The following is an 18,300-nucleotide window of genomic DNA, read 5'->3' as shown; positions in this document are numbered from 1 at the left end:
TTATTTAGGAGATGTATGATAGTAGTAGAATAAGTGCTTAATCGAATGAACCAAGAGGGGTACTACTGAAATCATGTGTGGGAGGACGGTATGAGATTAAAAACGCAAATGCTCAAAACGACGGTGACCAGCCTGCTGGCTTTTATGTTCATCGTCCTCATCGTCCTGGTTCCAAGGGATCTGAATCTGTCGCTGGACAGCAATTTATGGGTGACAAATTATTCCTTTGATCTGGGTGAGTATGTAACGCATATCCGGGATTATTTTGCAGCGGCGATTCAGAACGGTACGCTGGGGGAATCGCGATATAACGGCCAGTCTTCGGAAGCGGCCGCTTTCGGAGCCGTCGGCAAAAGCCTGCTCGTTATTGTATCCGCTTTATTCATAGGATTCGTGTTCGGCATTCTGAAGGGAGTCCTGGACTACAAATTGTCCAAGACCAAATTTAGCGCGCTGGGGCACTGGACGACATGGCTGTTCCAGTCCATTCCGGATTTTTTCCTGATGCTGATCGCCCAGTGGGTGCTTATTAAGCATGTTCCGGCTATCCGTTATTTTGCGGTTGACGGTTGGGAGGCCTTCGTGCTGCCTTCGCTGCTTGTCTCGATTTACCCGATTTTCTTCATTGCCCGAATCACGTCGGCCTCGCTGCTCGCACAGGAAGGCAAGATGTACATACTGCTGGCTAAAGCCAAAGGCCTGAGCGACCGAAAGGTTGTCTACAAACATATGCTGCGCAACGGCATCGCGACCATCCTGACCCATCTTCCGGGCCTGCTTGTCTTCATCTTGTCCAACCTGCTCGTGGTGGAATATTACCGCAACTATCCAGGGGCGGCGTGGAGATTGTTTCTGGCACTGGATTTCAATACGTTCAGCGGCACCGGCGGCAATTATGAACCGGGTGTCATTATTTATATCGCATTTTCCTTCATGGTGCTGTTCATGATCGTCCAATGGATTAGTCATTCGGCACGCAAGTACTTTGATCCACGATAAAGATACGAGGTGAGCCGTCTTGAAGAATTTCCCTTTATGGATAGGCAGTATTTTGCTTGCTTTCTTTGTTTTCGTTATGCTGGCGGGGCCTTATATGCCCTTCATTGATAAGGATTTGAAGAAGGAACCCTCCAGATGGGTCATGAAGGACGGGAAGCAGAAGCTGACCCTTCCGCCCTATAAGCCTTCCTCGAAGAATTGGCTTGGATCGGACAAGCGAGGGGTCGATAACCTGAGCAAGCTGGTTGTGACCGCCAAGGATACGATCCTGCTGGTGCTCGCGATTACGGCTGTCCGATATGCGATCGGGGTGCCCCTGGGATTGATTGCCCGCAAGAAAAAGGGGTTCACCCACCGGCTGATCACCTTTTGGAACCAGTTGTGCTCCTATTTGCCGCCGGTCTTTGCATCCGCGCTGCTGCTTGCGCTTCCGTTCTTTCTCTTCTCCCAGCAGCGGATGGGCTGGGCCATTCTGATTCTGGCTAGCGTCGAAGCCGGGCGGGTGGCCATCACGATTCAGCAGCAGGCCCATAAGATGGCAAGCGAGCCCTATATGGAGGCCGGAACCGCTTTAGGTCTTCGCACGAGGACGTTGACGAAGAATTACTATATCCCGGTCATGTTCCCCGAAGTGATCGTCAACTTCTGTTTGGATATGGGAAAGGTCATGCTCCTGCTCGGCCAGCTTGCGATCGTGAACATCTTCCTTGGTCATGAGTGGAAGGAAGTTAATTATTACGTCATGGAATTCGTGGAGACCGGATATAACTGGGCAACGATTCTGTCCAAGCATCGGGCAGACATCTGGCTTGGGAAGTTCCAATTCGTGGTCTATCCGGCATTTGCCATGATGCTGCTGATCATCACGTTCAACCTGTTAGGCGAGGGTCTGCGCCGCCGTTTTCAGGTCAAGGGCTGAATGTTAACGCAAAAAAACCGGAAGAATGAAAGCTTATGCAGGTGCTTCCCATAAGGAGGCAAGCTTCTGCCGAAGCCGATTTCTTCCGGTCTTTTTATGTCCATGCCGAATGCGGTTTGTCACGCTTCTACGGGGATATCCGGGTGAGCCCATACGGACACGCTGCCGCCGTTCACCGGGAACAGCCCGAAGCCGTCCTCGCCGATCGTTACGCGATCCTTCCGGGTGCGGGTGAGATCCACCCATACCTCTCCGGCGCGATGCTCGCCGACAAACATTCGCTTATCCCCGGCTTCGCCGTTGGCGATGATCACCGCGCAGCCGGAACATTCGATTTCCGGAATGCCGCGGCGGACCCAGCCTATCGTATTCGGGTGGTCAAAATAATCATCCTGCTCGCCGTACGCCCGATTCGCCCTGGCGTAGAGCAGCGGATCAATCGCTTCCCGTTTGCCGGGAATGGGGTTCTCGCCGCCGATTCCGTAATAATCGCCGTAGAAGACCGAAGGATAACCGTCCTTCCGCAGCAGGATCAACGCATAAGCGCTCTGCTTGAACCAATCCTCCACCCAGGATTCCAGCGATTCCTGCGGCTGCGAGTCGTGATTGTCCACAAACGTGACGGCATTCATCGGATGCGATTGCACGAGCGTATCGTCGAAAATCGTCCGCAGATCGAAGGAACGCCCGGCTTTCGAAGCTGCTTGGAGTTTATAGTGAAGAGACACGTCGAACAGATCGATTTTATAATCCACCGTATCCAGGAAATTCCGGCAGTCCTGAAGCTCGGGGTTCCAGAACTCCCCCACGATGTAAAAATCATCGCCGCGCTTTTTTTTCATGGCGGTCGCAAATTCTTTGATGAAATCATGATTGATGTGTTTGATCGCATCCAGCCGGAATCCGCTGCATTGCAGCGTATCCACCAGCCATTTCCCCCATGCAATCATTTCCTTGCGCACATCCGGATGGCTGTAATCAATGTTGGCAAACATCAGGTAGTCGTAATTGCCGAATTCATGGTCCACCTTATCGCTCCACGATTTATTCTCGCCGACGATGCGGTAAATGCCGGAACGTTTGTTGATTTCGTCGTAATCGGCCCCGTTGAAATGAGTGAAATTCCATTGGAAGGCAGAGTATTGGTCCCCCCGGCCGGGGAACGTGAATTTGGTCCATCCCTCGATCTCGAACGGCTTCGATATATCCTTGGTCCGATCCATCTCGTCGACCTGTACCACCCGGAAACGCTCGGTCTCATCGGCGCCCGCCTTATGGTTCATCACCAGATCCACATAGACCGCGATCCCGTTCTTCTGGCAGGCCGCGATGGCATCGATCAATTCCTGCTTGGTTCCGTACTTCGTGCGAACCGTTCCCTTCTGATCGAATTCCCCCAGATCATACAGGTCGTAAACGCCGTAACCATTGTCCTCGGCGGACGATGCCTTCGTCACCGGAGGAATCCAAACCGCGTCGATCCCCGCCTTGCTCAGCTCCGGCGCTGCGTTCTTGAGCCGCTTCCAATGCGATCCGTCGGCGGCCACATGCCATTCGAAGAACTGCATAATCGTATGATTTCGCTGCATACTTCCATCTCCTCTATCCTGATCGCTCTGCATGATGAGTGCATACTAAGCTCAAATACCCAAGAAAGCGGGGGAGCTAAACCGTCCCCCCGAAATGGGCAGATCCCGCCCTTTTAGTTTTGCCCAAAAATGGAAAGAAAAAGACGGGGCTGGCCATGCTGAAAAACCTGAGTCGGTCTGAATCCAAAGCCCGAAGGATGGAAAGGGATTGGAGGCATTCACCGCCAAAAAGCCATCCCCGCGAGCAGGGAATGGCTTTTCGTTTCGTGCGCTGGGCCGTCACCTGATTGCTTATGCCATGGCATAAGTCAGCAGGATCAGCAGCACGGTGGTAATGGCCATGGCCAGCAGCGGCCGCCAGGCGCCGCGTATGTCCTTCAAGTGGACATTCAGGCCAAGTCCCACCATCGCCATGGCAAGGATGAAGGAGGCTGCCTGGGATATCGTATCCTTGATCGGCAGGGGAATGATCGTTTGTCCGGTAAATTCCCAGCTTCCCAGCAAGCTCGCTGCGATGAAGCCAAGCAGGAACCAGGGAAACTCCATCCGCGTTTGGCTCTGCAAACGTCCGGTCCGCTTCATCCAGACCATTAGCACGATGCTGAGCGGCACGAGCAGAAATACGCGGCCAAGCTTGGCAAGCAGACTGATCGCAAGGGCTTCTTCGCCTGCCGGCGCGGCTGCGAGTGCCACATGGGCGATTTCGTGAAGACTTACGCCCGACCAAACGCCATATTGGGTGTCGGTTAAAGGAAGCAGCGGCTGGACGAGGGTGTAGCCGATCGCGACGATGGTTCCAAGAAAGGCGATAAGCCCTGCTCCAAGCGCGGTGTCCTTTTCCTTGGCTTTCACGATCGGAGACACGGCGGCGATGGCCGCCGCGCCGCATACACCGGTTCCAATACCGAGCAGAAGGGACAGGGACATATCGGCCTTCAGCCATTTGGCAATCAGCAGCGTAAGCCCGATCGCAAACACGACGCTGATGACATCTCTCAGCATTAACCCCAAGCCTTGCTGGAATACGACGCCGATATTCAGCTTTAAGCCATATAGAATGATCGCTAGGCGCAGCAGACGCTTGGCCGTGAATTGGATCCCGGTGCGCAGTCTCTCCGGGTAACCGCGCAGCTGCCGGTATACAGCGGCGATCAGAATTGCCCAGGCAAGCTGGCCAAGATAGCCAAGGCCCGGCACGCTGGCTAATCCGTAACCGATAAGGGCGATGACAAAGGTAAAGGCTACGCCGCCAGCAGTGGCGGGCAGCGAATGCTGCGTCCATCGAACCAGACGATGGACATGCTCTTGAGATTTGGAATATGCGGGTTCAGCCATAAGACATAACCTCCGATTCGTTCGGTTGGTCTGAACCCATCGTATCCCATTGCTTAGAATAAGAAAAATAAATCATTATGATAATCATCATAAGTAATTAATTATGGTAATATAACGCATAACCATTTGTGGATCTAGAATTGAAGGGGGCTAAAAGCGTGGATCAAGCACTGGAAGTATTCGTAGCCGTCGTAGATAAGGGGAATTTTACCCGCGCGGCCGAGGAACTGCTTATGACACAGCCGGCGGTAAGCCAGTATATCCAGGCGTTGGAGCGTTCCGTTGGCACCAAGCTGCTGGAGAGAACCAATAAATACGTCCGGCTTACGAAAGCGGGAGAGATCGTATACCATCATGCGAAGGACATTTTGGGCCTGTACAGCCGCATGAACGCCCTTGTGGACGATTTGATGCATCGGGCAAGCGGCCATCTGTCCATCGGCTCCAGCTATACCTTCGGGGAGTACATGCTGCCGCATTTGATCGCTTATATGAGGGAGCGTTATCCCTTGATCCGCCCGTCGATTACGATCGGGAACACCAAGGAGGTGGCGGAGATGATATTGCGACATGAGGCGGATATCGGGATCGTCGAGGGCGACTATCAGGATGAGAAGCTGCTTATCGAGGCTTTCGCGGAGGATGAAATGGTGGTGATGGTCCCCCGTGACGGGCGGTACGACCATCTGCAGGAGGTACCGCTGTCCGAGCTGGCGGATGAGACCTGGATTGTCAGGGAAGCCGGTTCGGGCACCCGCGAGGCAACGGAGCGGATGTTCTCCCGGTATCATGTTCATCCTAAGCATATCGTGGAGTTCGGAAGCACCCAGCTGATCAAGGAATCCGTGGAGGCAGGCCTTGGCGTCACGCTGTTGTCGAGGTGGGCGGTGCGCAAGGAGATTCGACTTGGAACGCTGCATATGCTGGTACCGGATGGCAAGCCGGTGGCGCGCCAGTTCTCATGGGTTACGCAGAAAACGCCTTATCACACCAAGGCCGTTGAGATCTTTCTGGAGCTTCTGCGTCAACAGCGCGGGTTTCCTAAGGAAGTGTAGGGGAAGAAGGCGATTTCGAATCGAGTATCAAGGACATCCCGCTTAGGGATGTTTTTTTGTCCGGTCATGATTATAAATGCAATTGTTGGTTAAAAATAGTTACCATAATCTATTGAATAAACCATATAAGAAATGACGTGAAAAAAAGGGCGTAAGGAGGGTTAAACGATGAGAACATTTAATACCATCGCATTGCTGTTATTGATTATCGGAGGCATCAACTGGCTGCTCGTGGGTCTGTTTCAATACGACCTGGTCGCTGCATTGTTTGGTGGGCAGAGCTCTGTAGGCTCCCGCATCATCTATACGATTGTCGGACTGTGTGCACTGTACTCGATCCGCTTCTTCGGTGACGTTACGAATGACGACCGTTCAACAGCTAAATAGGTTATATTTAGTGACATAAACATAACGCGAATGACAAGAAATGCCTGGGTTTGCATAAGCCAAAAAGCCGGTCCCTATTGGGGACCGGCTTTTTTTAATGTCCAAAACTTTGAAACTGTCCGTGTGGCGGCATGCTTATGTGAGGTGCAAATTCAACATATGCAGTATGAATTTCCCAGTATAAATAAGGGTTTTCGTGCTCTATAGTTATAGATAAAAACGACATATTTACGGGATCCGGAAGGAACCCATAGAATGAAGCCAAGTCATTGCAGCGCAAGAAGATGAATTCAACTGCATGTTATATAAATTAACGTGTAGCTCATCTATCATCAGCTTTTCTAAGACATGATGAAGGGAGTGAATCTGCTGCAGCTCGTGCTAGCTCAGTCCCGCTTAAGAACGCAATGCTTTGTACAAGGCATCCACCAGGCTGTGCGTCGCATCGCAGCTGTATTCCCAGAACATGATGCCGGCCAGCCCCTGCTCCTGTATGTATTTGCATTTATGGGTCAGGGATTCGGCGTCATCGTATGTGATGAAGCTGCTGCCGTCGAATAAATAAGGCGCTTTGGCTTCGTCGTCCCAGTACCTCTTATAGGAAGGATTGCTAAAATACTCGGCAGCGAGCTGGGTATAGGTCGGGCCGTAACCTCCGGGGGAGGGAGCGACCTGGAGGTATCCGTTGTTCACGTCCGGCACATCGTTCCACTTCCTGGAGTAGAATGCGGCCCCGATCACGATTTTTTCGTGCGGCACACCGGCTAGGGTAAACAGACGGACGGATGCGTCGACGCTGATTCGGAACAGATCGCCGGTGGAGGTGTACAGGTTGGTATGGTGGCCCGTCAGCGTCTGGAATCCGCCGCGCATGTCGTACGTCATCAGCTGAATGAAGTCGAGATAGGGGTGGATGTCATTGATTTCGGTGCCGTCGATATAATATTGATCGGCTCCGGCCGCGATGGTCAACAGATAGTGTGTCTTGCCCCGCCCGTACTGATCCAGCGATTCCCGGAGCTCCTTCAGCAGCAGCGTAAAGTTCTCCTTGTCGTTTGGCGATGCCGCCGTTCCGGCGATCGAGTAGCATGGATACTCCCAGTCCAGGTCAATGCCGTCGAAGGGAAACTCTTGCAGCAGCTTGATCGCCGATTCGCACACGCTTTGTCTACCTTCGGACGTGGCTGCCGCTTTCGAGAATCCGTCGGAGCCCCAGCCGCCAACGGACAACAGTATGGTTAATTCGGGATTGACGGCTTTCAAGCGTTGGATCTCGTGAATGGTGTTCGTGTCGGTATACGTAATCTTGTCTTCTTGGATATGGGCAAAAGCGATGTTCAAGTGAGTGAGCCGCCGGGCATCTTCGGCCGTGATCTCGGATAAGACTTTGCGCCCTGCGTAGCCGGCTAAAATCCAGGATGATGGCTGCATGCGTAATACCTCATTTCTTTTAGAATATGTCAGTTTTGCTTTTACGGTTTATTTTTCCAACTTACGGTCAGATATGACATCTGTCAAGGATCATCCCGTTAACGAAGATGACAATTTATCGTAGGGGGAGGGGTCAAAAACCACATGTTTTCCTGCCCGAAAACGACAATGACAAGACTGGGAAGGACGTGAAAAGCCCGTCATACCAATGGATGGAGCCGTTACAACCGGACAATTGAAAATGACATATTTACGGATGATGCCGCGATCCATACACTTGGGATGTAAGCGTTAACAATTCTGAGGCTGGCGAAAGCCGCACGCTAAGGAGTGGTCAGGAAGGCTCTTTCTTATCCATTGAACAGGGGTGCTTTTCCGAAAAAAATGGCCGGATTTTTCATTAGAGAAGGAGGGAGAAACCGATGCAGCAAAGTGGTAAGTCCGCCCTGTCGCCAAACTTATCGGTGAATACGATTCCGAATCGTAAAAAAAATACATTATGGAGGAGGATGATTCGAAACTGGGAGCTGTATTTGTTTATCGCTCCGGCATTTCTGTATTTTGTCATTTTCCATTATGGCCCGATGTACGGGATCCAAATCGCCTTCAAAAACTTCATCCCGACGTTGGGAATAACGGGAAGTCCGTGGGTCGGATTCGACCATTTCGAACGCTTCTTTAACTCTTATTACTTCTGGGACTTGCTCTGGAATACCTTGAGCATCAGCTTGTATGAGCTGGCCATAGGGTTTCCGCTGCCCATCATTCTGGCATTGGCCTTCAATGAAGTGAAGGATTCATTCTTCAAGCGTACGGTACAGACCGTCACGTATGCGCCGCATTTTATTTCAGTCGTTGTTATGTCCGGTATGATCATTACCTTCTTGTCGCCTTCGTCCGGCATGATCGTAAATTTTGTGGAAATTCTGGGCTTTCAGCCGCCGCAATTCTTGACGGACCCTGCCTGGTTTAAGACCGTATACGTGTTGTCCGGCGTATGGCAGAGTGCGGGCTGGGGTACCATCATCTATCTGGCCGCATTATCGGGTGTCGATCCGCAGCTGCACGAGGCAGCCGTCGTGGACGGTGCGAGCAGGTTCAAGCGCATTCTGCACATCAATATTCCGGCGATCGTACCTACGATCACCATCCTGTTGATCCTGAACATGGGCAGCATTTTGGGCGTCGGATTCGAGAAAATCCTGCTCCTGCAGAACCCGCTGAATATGAGCTCTTCCGATGTCATCTCGACTTTCGTTTATCGCTCTGGTCTGGTTGACGCACAGTACAGCTTCTCTACCGCTGTCGGATTGTTCAATTCGGTCATTAATGCGATTCTGCTGATAGCGGTGAACCAAATCGCTCGTCGCACCAGCGAAAACAGCCTGTGGTAGAAGGGGGAATAACATATGTCATCCACGGTAAGGGAAAGCAAGGGGGATAAATTATTCCTGCTATGCAACTACATCTATTTGACGATTGCACTGATCATCGTACTGTACCCGCTGCTGTACATTGTCAGCGCCTCTATCAGTGATCCGAAGTACGTAAGCTCAGGTGAAATGTGGCTGATTCCGAAAGGGATAACTTTTGATGGATATGCCAGGGTGTTCGAGAATGCCAACATTTGGATTGGCTATAAGAACACGATTATTTATACAGTGATAGGTACGATCGTGAATCTGATTGTCACGCTGCCAGCAGCCTATGCGCTCAGTCGCTCGGATTTTGTGGGCAGAGGATTTTTTATGGCGGTGTTCCTGGTTACGATGTTTTTCGGTGGGGGACTGATTCCGAGTTACCTGCTCGTTAAAGATCTTGGCATGGTCAACAGCATGTGGGCTCTTATACTGCCGGGAGCTGCGTCCATATGGAATATAATTGTGTCCCGGACGTTCTTCCAATCGACCATTCCGAAGGAGCTTCAGGAAGCGGCCCATATCGACGGCTGTACGAACTTCCGGTTATTCGTCAAAATCGTATTGCCGCTCTCGATGCCGATTATTGCCGTCATGGCACTTTTCTACGGCGTCGGACATTGGAACAGTTACTTCAGTGCCATGATTTATCTGAACGATGCGGCGAAGTATCCGCTGCAGCTCTTCCTGCGTCAAATCCTGGTGCTTCAGGAGATGGCGGCACAGGGCGGAGGGGCGATTGACGCCTCATCCGCAGCAGCGATGAATTCCAAAGCGGAAATTGCCGCACTGGTCAAATATGCGGTCATTATCGTTGCGACACTTCCGGTTATTGCTGTTTATCCGTTCCTTCAGCGTTACTTTGTGCAGGGTGTTATGATTGGTTCCGTTAAGGGCTGATCTTAAACCATACAATCCACACCAAAAAAGGGGAGTTGTTGTCATGAAAAAGCTTCGCAAGGCATCATCTATTTTACTCTGCCTCACCCTCTCAGCAACAATGCTTGCAGCCTGTGGTTCACCTAAAGGAGATGGCGCTGCTACAGCACCGTCCGGGACAGCCAGCACGGAAGGGGTAAAGAAGGAAGGTTTCCCGATTGTGGATGAGCCGATCACTCTGACGGTCATGTCACAGGATGCCGGTGTAGCCGATTGGAATACGATGCCCGTACTACAAGAGATGGAGAAATTGTCAGGCATCAAGCTGGAATATCAGCTTTCTCCGATTGACAGCTTTGAAACGAAGAAAAATCTGGTGTTTGCGAGCGGCGATTTGCCCGATATGTTCTATGCTGCGGATCTGAAGCCTGCTGAGCAGGTAACTTACGGCAGCCAAGGTATCCTCATTCCGCTGGAGAAGTACATTGACGAAGGCTATGCACCGAACATCAAAAAGATTTTTGACGAAAACCCGGATGTCCGCAAATCCTTCACGACCCCGGACGGACATATCTACGCCCTGCCGTTCGTTGACAAGGCTGCCGTATGGTACAGAGGCCCGATGTGGTACAACGGCAAGTTCCTAAAAGCGCTAAACGTGTCCGAGCCAAAGACTACTGAGGAATTATATACATTCTTGAAACGCGTCAAGGAAGAAGATCCTAACGGAAACGGAAAGAAAGACGAGATTCCGCTGACTTCCGTCAAGCTCGATGACCTGCGTATGTACTTCTTCGGCTTCTGGGGCATGTACAACGAAGGAATCTATTCCGACAAGGATGGGAAAGTACACTACCCTTATCAGGAAGAAGGCTACAAAGGCTATCTGACGTTCATGAACCGTCTGTGGAAGGAAGAACTGCTGGATCATGAAACCTTCTCGCAAACAGGCGATCAGAAAAAAGCCAAGGGAGAAAACAATCAGCTGGCTCTGTTTAACGACTACCATGCGTACTTCACGCTCGGCGGCGAGCCTAGCAGCGAGCATCCGCTCATGACGCCGGTGAAGAGTGAAATCGCCGACTCTCCGGTATACGGCATGCACCCTGGTATGTCGGCAAGAGGCACATTCGCCATTTCGAGCAGCAACCCGGCTCCGGAAGCGACCATGCGCTGGATCGATTACCTGTACAGCTATGAGGGCGCCACGCTGTTTAACCAAGGACCGGAAGGCACCCTGTGGAAATTCAAGGATGAGGCAAACCGCGTGAAAGAATGGCTCCCAGTGCCGGGCGGCGGCGATCGTGAGGAGTATCGCGGCAAAATCACGCCGAACTACGGTATTTTGACACCTGGCGTCAATGATCCGGATGTTGCGAAAGGTCTACGCACCGAATTCGATGAGTGGATCGATCAGCAGAATCAAGAGAAACTGGTGCCGATCGGCAAATCGCCGTTCCCTAACGTCTACTTGACGAATGAGGAGCAGAGTGAAGCAACTGCGCTGTTGTCCGATTTGGAAACGTACGTGAAACAGATGGAAGCCAAATTCGTAACAGGCCAAGAGCCGCTTGAGAATTGGGATAAATACGTCGCGCAAGTCAAGAAAATGGGCAGCGACCGTCTCGTCGAGCTTTACCAAGGCGCATATGATCGCTGGAACGCTGAGCAATAATCAGATGCATATATGAAAAACAAAGAGCCAACGTATCCCGGTCGCTTCATGACCGGGGGTTGGCTATTGTTTTTAAAGGGCAGGCAAAGCCCTTTCTAATGATCTTCAAAGATATCGTTATCACAAATGACTATTGGAGGTACACCATGTCGGAGAACAAGCTGGTTGAGGAAGAGCAAGCGGTAGTGGAGCAGGGCGTGCACAATTTCAGCAGTGAGGACAAATGGGTCAAGCCGGAGGATCCGCTGCTTCTGGAGCGATTGGAATGGTTCAAGGACCAGAAGCTGGGCCTGATGATGCACTGGGGGCCGTATTCCCAGCTGGGCCTTGTTGAATCGTGGGCGCTGAGCGATAAAGACGCGGACTGGTCACGTGACGGCATTGACTGGGACATCGATGCGGAGGAGCTTAAACGGCAGTATTTCGATTTGAACAAGACGTTCAACCCGCTTCGCTTTCAGCCTGATCTGTGGGCTGACCTGGCAGCCGATAACGGCTTCAAATATTTGAACTTTACCACCAAGCATCATGACGGATTCTGCATGTGGGATACGCATACGACCGATTATCGCGTTACGGGACCGGAATGTCCGTTCCATAGGCATAAACACGCCGATATCACGAAGGAGCTGTTCGATGCCTTCCGTGCCAAGGGGCTCGGCATCTCCGCCTATTTCTCCAAGGCCGATTGGCATACCCCATACTACTGGGCGCCGGGAATGGAAGCGGGGAGCTTCACTTCTCGCGGCCCAAGCTACGATCCGAAGAAATATCCTTGGCTGTGGGAACAGTTCGTCCAGTTTACCCATGAGCAGATCATGGAACTGATGACCCGTTACGGCCGCATCGATGTGCTGTGGCTGGATGCAGGCTGGGTGAACGATTACCGGGACCAGAATATCCGATTGGGCGAAGTGGTAGAGAAGGCGCGTGAGATTCAGCCTTGGCTTCTTTCGGCGGACCGCACGGTCGGCGGGCCTTACGAGAATCTGATCACGCCGGAGCAGACCCTTCCTGAGCGTGCCCTTCATGTGCCTTGGGAGAGCTGCATCACGATGGGAACCTCCTTCTCCTTCCGCTACGAGGATCGTTACAAAACGGTGCGCCAGCTTATTCACCTGCTGGCCGAAATCGTGGCCAAAGGCGGAAATCTAGCGCTCAATGTGGGCCCGCAGCCGGACGGAAGGCTGCCCGAGACGGCCATTTCACGAATGAAGGGTATGGGAGAGTGGCTGAAAGTCTACGGAGAGGCCATCTATGGGACTCGTGTCTGTGAGCCGTATTCCTCCGGCGCGGTCCAGTTTACCCAAAAAGGCGATACGACCTACGCCATCTATCTGTATCGAAATGAGCAAGAAGCCGTTCCTGAGGAGCTGTTCATTCCGATTCAGACGGCGTTCAGCCGCATAGATCTGGTCGGGGGTCAGGAGGCGCTGGATTATCGCCACACGGACGATGGCGTCGCGGTCCGACTTCCGGATCAGGAGCGTCAGGGGCTGGCGCCGATCGCGCATGTATTGCGGTTTCGTTAAGAGGCGGGCTGCATAAACGATTTCTCTAATGTTATAACGACTTCAAGAAGAGGTGTGGACAGATATGCAGAAATGGTTCGAAGAAGCCAAGCTGGGGATCTTCATTCACTACGGCATCTATGCCGTGGACGGGGTCTCGGAATCCTGGTCCTTCTATAACGGGAGGATCACGTACGACGAGTACATGAAGCAGCTGGACGGCTTTACGGCGTCGAAATTCAATGCGGAGAAATGGGCGGACTTGATCGAGAAGTCCGGTGCCCGGTATGCCGTGCTGACCACGAAGCACCATGACGGCGTTGCCCTGTGGGATACGCAGTACAGCGATCTCAACGTGGTCAAGCGGACGCCGGCCAATCGGGACATCGTGCGGGAGTATGCGGAAGCGATCAGGGAGAAGGGGATTCACCTGGGCATGTATTTCTCTCTGATCGATTGGTCGCATCCGGATTATCCGAGCGTGTTCGAAGGAGGCAGGGTACCGGAGGATCTCAGCGGCGTCAACCCGCACACCAGCCCCGTGGACGGCGTTCAGGATCAGGAGAAGTGGCAGAAATTCCTGGAGTTCAACAACAATCAGCTGCGGGAAATCCTGACGAATTACGGGAAGGTGGATCTGCTGTGGTTCGACGGCGATTGGGAACGCAGCGCCGAGCAGTGGAATCTGCCGGAGTTCAAGCATTATCTGCAATCCTTCAATCCGGATATCATCATCAACTCGCGGCTTCAGGGCCACGGCGATTATAAAACGCCTGAGCAGGGCATTCCGATCACGAGACCGGAGGGACCGTGGGAATTCTGCACCACGATCAACACCTCATGGGGCTACGTGCCTACAGACCATAAATACAAATCATTGAACCAGATCATTCGGATGTTCTGCGACTGCATCTCCATGGGGGGCAATATGCTCTTGGATATCGGTCCCCGCGAGGACGGCACCATCGATCCTAGGCAGGAGGACATTCTGCTTGGGCTGGGAGCTTGGATCCGAACTCATGAGGAGGCCGTATTCGGAACGGGCGAAGGCATTATGACCCGCTATTATCTGGGAGGAAGCACGATCTCCGAGGATCGAAAGACATTGTATTTATTTGTCTATGACGACCCGAAGGAGAATGTGTGCATCAAGGGACTGTGCAATCCGATCAAGAAAATTACCGTGCTGCACTCGGGCAAAGAGCTTGAACATGAAATCCATGGAGGCGTGCCTTGGTTCAACATCCCGGGGACGACGTGGATCAAAATGACGCCGGAAGATACGCATGAGCAGGTGACGGTCCTTAAGCTGGAGTTTGACGAAGAGCTGGAGATGTATGGCGGCTCGGGAGCCGTCGTCACCCATAACTAACCATATCACGGGGAGACAAACGCTTGATAGGCGCTTAGCCTCCCTCACGAAGCGGAGAGAATGACATGAACAGAAGTGGAGTGCCGGAGCCGAGGATAGAGTATGCTCCCAAGCATTACATATGCAGGCGTGCGGGACAGCCGCTCGTGCTGGACGGCCGCGTGGACAAGGCTTTTTGGGATGCGGCGGAATGGACCGACGATTTCGTTGATATCGAAGGGGATCTTCGCCCGAAGCCGGCCAAACGGACCCGGGTCAAAATGCTGTGGGATGACGACTATTTTTATTTTGTCGCCGAGCTGATCGAGGATCAGATTTGGGCGACCTTGACGGAACGCGATTCGGTTATTTTCTATGATAATGACTTTGAAATATTCATTGATCCGGACGGGGACAGCCATCAATATTACGAATTCGAGATCAATGCACTGAATACGGTATGGGATCTGCTGCTGGTGAAACCGTACCGGGATGGCGGGCCGCCGGTCAACGGCTGGGATATCAGCGGTCTCAAGACGGCGGTGTTTATCGATGGGGAGCTGAACCGACCTGGCGCCGATAACCGGAAATGGAGCGTGGAGGTGGCGATTCCTTGGGCCAGTCTGAAGGAATGCGCCGAAGACGGCCGCCCGCCGTTGCCGGGCGAGTTCTGGCGCGTCAACTTCTCGCGCGTCGAATGGCAGACCGAAGTGCAAGATGGGGAGTATCGCAAGGTGGTGAATCCGGAGACAGGCAAGCCTTTCCCCGAGGACAACTGGGTATGGTCGCCCATGGGCATCATCAATATGCATTACCCGGAGCTGTGGGGTTATGTCGTATTCGCCGACGGCGAGGAGGGGCATCAAGCGTTCACGCTTCCGGAAGACGAGCGGATCAAATGGGAGCTGCGCAGGCTCTATTACCGGCAGCGTAATCACTATGAAGCCCACGGTGAATTTGCGCGGGAAATGAAGGAGCTCATGGGCGAGGATTCGTGGAGCATCCAACCCGTGATTGAAACGACCCGCAGCCTGTTCCAGATGAGCGCGCCTTCTTCCGACGGCACGGCTCTGATCTGCATTCGGGAAGACGGAAAGCTATGGAGGGAGTGAGCGGAGGATGACCAGCCAAACCATGGTGTTCTCGCTGGATTCGCAAACGCTGGAGCGGATCGAGCAGAAGTTTCAGGAGAAAATCGTTTTTGCGGAGGCCCGCAAGGATCAGCTGTTTCACGTATTTGAGCAGGAACTGACGGAAGAAGAGATTTGGGCTTTGAAATATTTGTTTGCTTATATGCCGGTGAACGACTTGGCCGACTACGATGGTGCATTGTTCTTAAACCATGTGCGCCAAGCCTTGGACATCCGTAAGCGCGTGCCTTGGGGCGAGCGTGTGCCGGATCATCTGTTCCTGCATTTTGTGCTTCCATATCGGGTCAATACGGAAAATATTGAGGATTTCCGCGGTATCCTTTACAACGAGCTGGCCGAACGGACGGCGCGGTTATCGATGGCAGACGCCATTCTGGAGACCAATTACTGGTGTCATGAGAAGGCCACCTACATCGGCAGCGATCTGCGAACGATTTCGCCGCTGACGATGATCCGGAATGCGCGCGGACGCTGCGGCGAGGAGTCTACGCTGGCGGTGGCCGCGCTGCGAAGCATCGGCATTCCCGCGCGTCAGGTGTATACGCCGCGCTGGGCCCATTGCGACAGCAATCATGCCTGGGTGGAAGCATGGGCGGACGGCCAGTGGTATTACATCGGGGCATGCGAACCGGAAGCTCGGTTGAACCAAGGGTGGTTCAGTCCGCCGGCGCGCAGGGCCATGCTGATCAATACGCGAATTTTTGCCGATTACCCGGGGCCGGAGGATATTACCCTGAATGAGAAGGGATTTACGGAAATCAATTTGCTGGAGAACTATGCGCCGGCTCGCACCCTTGACGTGATCGTGAGGAACGAGCAGGGAGAGCCCGTATCCGGTGCAAGCGTGCGGTTTGAGCTGTACAATATGGCCGAATTTTATCCCATTGCCGAGATCAGGACGGATGAACGGGGAGTGGCCTCCTTTAAGACGGGTTATGGCGATCTCTTGATTCGAGCGGTCAGCGAAGGCAAGTGGAGCGAAATCTTATATAAGGCCCACGATAACGAACGTATTGAGCTAGTGCTTGCTTCATCCGAACAGCCGGCAGGAATCGTGGATTTCGATATGGTTCCTCCGCCCGAAGGAGAAGGAGATGCCGCGTCGGCGCTGCCGGAAGAGATGATCCGGGCTCATAATCGCCGTCTGGAGGAAGGGTCAAAGATCCGGACCGACTACGAGGGGACATTCCTGAGCGAGGAAAAGGCATTCGCGGTGGCCAAGACGCTAGGGCTGCCACCCGAACGGGTGTGGGGCGTTCTGCAAAAGGCCAGGGGCAACAGCCGCGAAATCGCCGCTTTCCTGGAGGAGCGATCGGGCGAATATGGCGAGTGGCCGCTGCGGCTGCTGGAGTCGCTGAACGAAAAGGATTTGATTGATACCTTCCGGCAAACGCTGGATGATCATCTGATGGGCGCGATCTCCCGGCGCGGATCGTGGGATGAGGATACCTTCGTGAAGTACATCCTGTGCCCGCGGGTCTCTTATGAAATGCTGGTTCCGTATCGACGCGTATTCGACCATGCCTTTACGGCCGCGGAGGCAGAAGCGTTCAGGGAAAGTCCATCGAAGCTTGCCGGTCATTTGGAGCAAGGCTATGCGTATCATGAAGATCTTCCCAACTTGAAGGGCAAGGGGAATCCGGCCGGCACGTACAGCCTGATGAAGGGAGACCAGCAGTCGCTGGATATCCTGTTCGTGGCGGTATGCCGCAGTCTGGGAATTCCTGCCCGGCTGCATCCGAGCGAGCAGAAGCCGCAGTACCTAGGTGATGGCGGTTGGGAAGATGCCGTATTCCGTCTGGCTTCCCATCGGAACCAGGAGGGATCGAGCTGGGGGATGCTGCAGCTCCTCAGGGATACGGAGGTTTCGAAGGACGCGCCAGCCGTATCCTATGCCGAGAATTTTACCTTCGCCCGCTTGGAAGAAGGCGTGTACAAGACGCTGGTATACCCTTATGGCATGACCGATGTTTACGATGGGCCGTATGAGGTGGAGCCGGGTTCTTACCGCTTGACTTCGGGCGTCCGGCTGAAGGACGGAACGGTAAGCGTGCGCTTTACGTACTTTACCGTGCGAGCGGATGATACCGTAGCGGTAGCGCTGACGTATCGGGAAACGGCGGTCGACATTCCCGTGCTGGGCAAGCTCGAGACGGGCGGCGTTTTGACCCGGCTGGATGGAACCGGGGCCGTTCTGAAGGGGCTGTTGGGATCAGAGGGAGCCATCGCTGCCTGGATCGAACCGGAGCGGGAGCCGACCAAGCATCTGCTTCGCGAGCTGAGCGAGTTGGCTGAGCCGCTCGACAAGCTGGGATTGCCGATTGTGCTGGCAATCGGAGATGCGGAATGGACGGCTTCCTTTGATCCGGCCGGCTATCCCAAGCTGCCGGCACGCACGGTATTCTTGCGGGATTCCGGTTATGCTTCCTTATCGGGCTTCATCCCGGATCCTGCCGCGCATGAAGCCGGTTACCCTCATTTGTTCGTCCTGGACGGCCAGGACCAGATCCGTTATGCGGCTTCGGGATACAAGATCGGCACCGGGAAAGAAGCGCTGCAAATTGCAGCCGCGATATCACAACCCTAGAATGGATCGGAGT

At 53.3% G+C, this 18,300-nt stretch carries 14 protein-coding genes; 11 read left to right on the top strand and 3 right to left on the bottom strand.

The window, feature by feature from the left end; translation table 11 throughout:
* Positions 1–90: 90 nt before the first annotated feature.
* Both GYMC10_RS30095 and GYMC10_RS30090 read left to right on the top strand, forming a co-directional pair.
* Positions 91–999, top strand: a complete 909-nt coding sequence (locus tag GYMC10_RS30095; protein WP_009593013.1) for an ABC transporter permease subunit — start codon at positions 91–93, stop codon at positions 997–999.
* A gap of 19 nt (positions 1,000–1,018) precedes the next feature.
* Positions 1,019–1,918, top strand: a complete 900-nt coding sequence (locus GYMC10_RS30090; RefSeq protein WP_015737878.1) for an ABC transporter permease subunit — start codon at positions 1,019–1,021, stop codon at positions 1,916–1,918.
* Positions 1,919–2,037: 119 nt separating this feature from the next.
* Here GYMC10_RS30090 and GYMC10_RS30085 read toward each other — a convergent pair whose 3' ends face one another.
* The gene (locus tag GYMC10_RS30085; RefSeq protein WP_015737877.1) at positions 2,038–3,507 is read right to left on the bottom strand and encodes an alpha-amylase; all 1,470 of its coding nucleotides are present in this window, start codon (positions 3,505–3,507) and stop codon (positions 2,038–2,040) included.
* 291 nt (positions 3,508–3,798) lie between these two features.
* Positions 3,799–4,842: a YeiH family protein gene (locus GYMC10_RS30080; RefSeq protein WP_015737876.1), complete on the bottom strand. Its 1,044-nt coding sequence runs from the start codon at positions 4,840–4,842 to the stop codon at positions 3,799–3,801.
* 158 nt (positions 4,843–5,000) lie between these two features.
* On the opposite strand from GYMC10_RS30080, the gene GYMC10_RS30075 reads away from it, so the two are divergent.
* A complete protein-coding gene (locus tag GYMC10_RS30075; RefSeq protein ID WP_015737875.1) occupies positions 5,001–5,897 on the top strand; it encodes a LysR family transcriptional regulator in 897 nt (298 codons plus the stop codon).
* 168 nt (positions 5,898–6,065) lie between these two features.
* Positions 6,066–6,284 (top strand): DUF378 domain-containing protein, encoded by a 219-nt coding sequence (locus tag GYMC10_RS30070; RefSeq protein WP_009593023.1) that lies wholly within the window; start codon positions 6,066–6,068, stop codon positions 6,282–6,284.
* A 396-nt stretch (positions 6,285–6,680) separates the two neighbouring features.
* On the opposite strand, the gene GYMC10_RS30065 is transcribed toward GYMC10_RS30070, so the two are convergent.
* A complete protein-coding gene (locus GYMC10_RS30065; protein ID WP_015737874.1) occupies positions 6,681–7,715 on the bottom strand; it encodes a glycoside hydrolase family 18 protein in 1,035 nt (344 codons plus the stop codon).
* Between the two features lie 422 nt (positions 7,716–8,137).
* Between GYMC10_RS30065 and GYMC10_RS30060 the strand changes: the two genes are divergently transcribed.
* The 7 genes from GYMC10_RS30060 to GYMC10_RS30030 all read left to right on the top strand — a co-directional run bounded on the left by GYMC10_RS30060 (position 8,138) and on the right by GYMC10_RS30030 (position 18,287).
* Positions 8,138–9,109: an ABC transporter permease gene (locus GYMC10_RS30060; protein ID WP_015737873.1), complete on the top strand. Its 972-nt coding sequence runs from the start codon at positions 8,138–8,140 to the stop codon at positions 9,107–9,109.
* Between the two features lie 15 nt (positions 9,110–9,124).
* Positions 9,125–10,033 carry a carbohydrate ABC transporter permease gene (locus GYMC10_RS30055; protein ID WP_015737872.1) on the top strand — a complete coding sequence of 303 codons (909 nt, stop codon included), beginning with the start codon at positions 9,125–9,127 and terminating at the stop codon, positions 10,031–10,033.
* A gap of 43 nt (positions 10,034–10,076) precedes the next feature.
* Positions 10,077–11,687, top strand: coding sequence for an extracellular solute-binding protein (locus tag GYMC10_RS30050; protein ID WP_015737871.1), 1,611 nt, complete (start codon positions 10,077–10,079; stop codon positions 11,685–11,687).
* A gap of 146 nt (positions 11,688–11,833) precedes the next feature.
* Positions 11,834–13,219 (top strand): alpha-L-fucosidase, encoded by a 1,386-nt coding sequence (locus tag GYMC10_RS30045; RefSeq protein ID WP_015737870.1) that lies wholly within the window; start codon positions 11,834–11,836, stop codon positions 13,217–13,219.
* 64 nt (positions 13,220–13,283) lie between these two features.
* The gene (locus GYMC10_RS30040; protein ID WP_015737869.1) at positions 13,284–14,570 is read left to right on the top strand and encodes an alpha-L-fucosidase; all 1,287 of its coding nucleotides are present in this window, start codon (positions 13,284–13,286) and stop codon (positions 14,568–14,570) included.
* Positions 14,571–14,635: 65 nt separating this feature from the next.
* Positions 14,636–15,661, top strand: coding sequence for a carbohydrate-binding family 9-like protein (locus tag GYMC10_RS30035; protein ID WP_015737868.1), 1,026 nt, complete (start codon positions 14,636–14,638; stop codon positions 15,659–15,661).
* Positions 15,662–15,668: 7 nt separating this feature from the next.
* The gene (locus tag GYMC10_RS30030; RefSeq protein WP_015737867.1) at positions 15,669–18,287 is read left to right on the top strand and encodes a transglutaminase domain-containing protein; all 2,619 of its coding nucleotides are present in this window, start codon (positions 15,669–15,671) and stop codon (positions 18,285–18,287) included.
* The last annotated feature ends 13 nt before the right edge of the window (positions 18,288–18,300 follow it).

It is taken from the genome of Paenibacillus sp. Y412MC10 (genome assembly GCF_000024685.1).
GTDB classification, from domain to species: domain Bacteria; phylum Bacillota; class Bacilli; order Paenibacillales; family Paenibacillaceae; genus Paenibacillus_AQ; species Paenibacillus_AQ lautus_A.
This window is presented reverse-complemented; position numbering and strand designations above follow the sequence as displayed.

What these genes read in the sequence shown, in the direction of transcription:
- GYMC10_RS30045 (WP_015737870.1), top strand. Translation starts at nt 11,834, where the DNA reads ATGTCGGAGAACAAGCTGGTTGAGGAAGAGCAAGCGGTAGTGGAGCAG.
- GYMC10_RS30065 (WP_015737874.1), bottom strand. Translation starts at nt 7,715, where the DNA reads ATGCAGCCATCATCCTGGATTTTAGCCGGCTACGCAGGGCGCAAAGTC.
- GYMC10_RS30060 (WP_015737873.1), top strand. Translation starts at nt 8,138, where the DNA reads ATGCAGCAAAGTGGTAAGTCCGCCCTGTCGCCAAACTTATCGGTGAAT.
- GYMC10_RS30030 (WP_015737867.1), top strand. Translation starts at nt 15,669, where the DNA reads ATGACCAGCCAAACCATGGTGTTCTCGCTGGATTCGCAAACGCTGGAG.
- GYMC10_RS30095 (WP_009593013.1), top strand. Translation starts at nt 91, where the DNA reads ATGAGATTAAAAACGCAAATGCTCAAAACGACGGTGACCAGCCTGCTG.
- GYMC10_RS30080 (WP_015737876.1), bottom strand. Translation starts at nt 4,842, where the DNA reads ATGGCTGAACCCGCATATTCCAAATCTCAAGAGCATGTCCATCGTCTG.
- GYMC10_RS30050 (WP_015737871.1), top strand. Translation starts at nt 10,077, where the DNA reads ATGAAAAAGCTTCGCAAGGCATCATCTATTTTACTCTGCCTCACCCTC.
- GYMC10_RS30070 (WP_009593023.1), top strand. Translation starts at nt 6,066, where the DNA reads ATGAGAACATTTAATACCATCGCATTGCTGTTATTGATTATCGGAGGC.
- GYMC10_RS30035 (WP_015737868.1), top strand. Translation starts at nt 14,636, where the DNA reads ATGAACAGAAGTGGAGTGCCGGAGCCGAGGATAGAGTATGCTCCCAAG.
- GYMC10_RS30040 (WP_015737869.1), top strand. Translation starts at nt 13,284, where the DNA reads ATGCAGAAATGGTTCGAAGAAGCCAAGCTGGGGATCTTCATTCACTAC.
- GYMC10_RS30085 (WP_015737877.1), bottom strand. Translation starts at nt 3,507, where the DNA reads ATGCAGCGAAATCATACGATTATGCAGTTCTTCGAATGGCATGTGGCC.
- GYMC10_RS30055 (WP_015737872.1), top strand. Translation starts at nt 9,125, where the DNA reads ATGTCATCCACGGTAAGGGAAAGCAAGGGGGATAAATTATTCCTGCTA.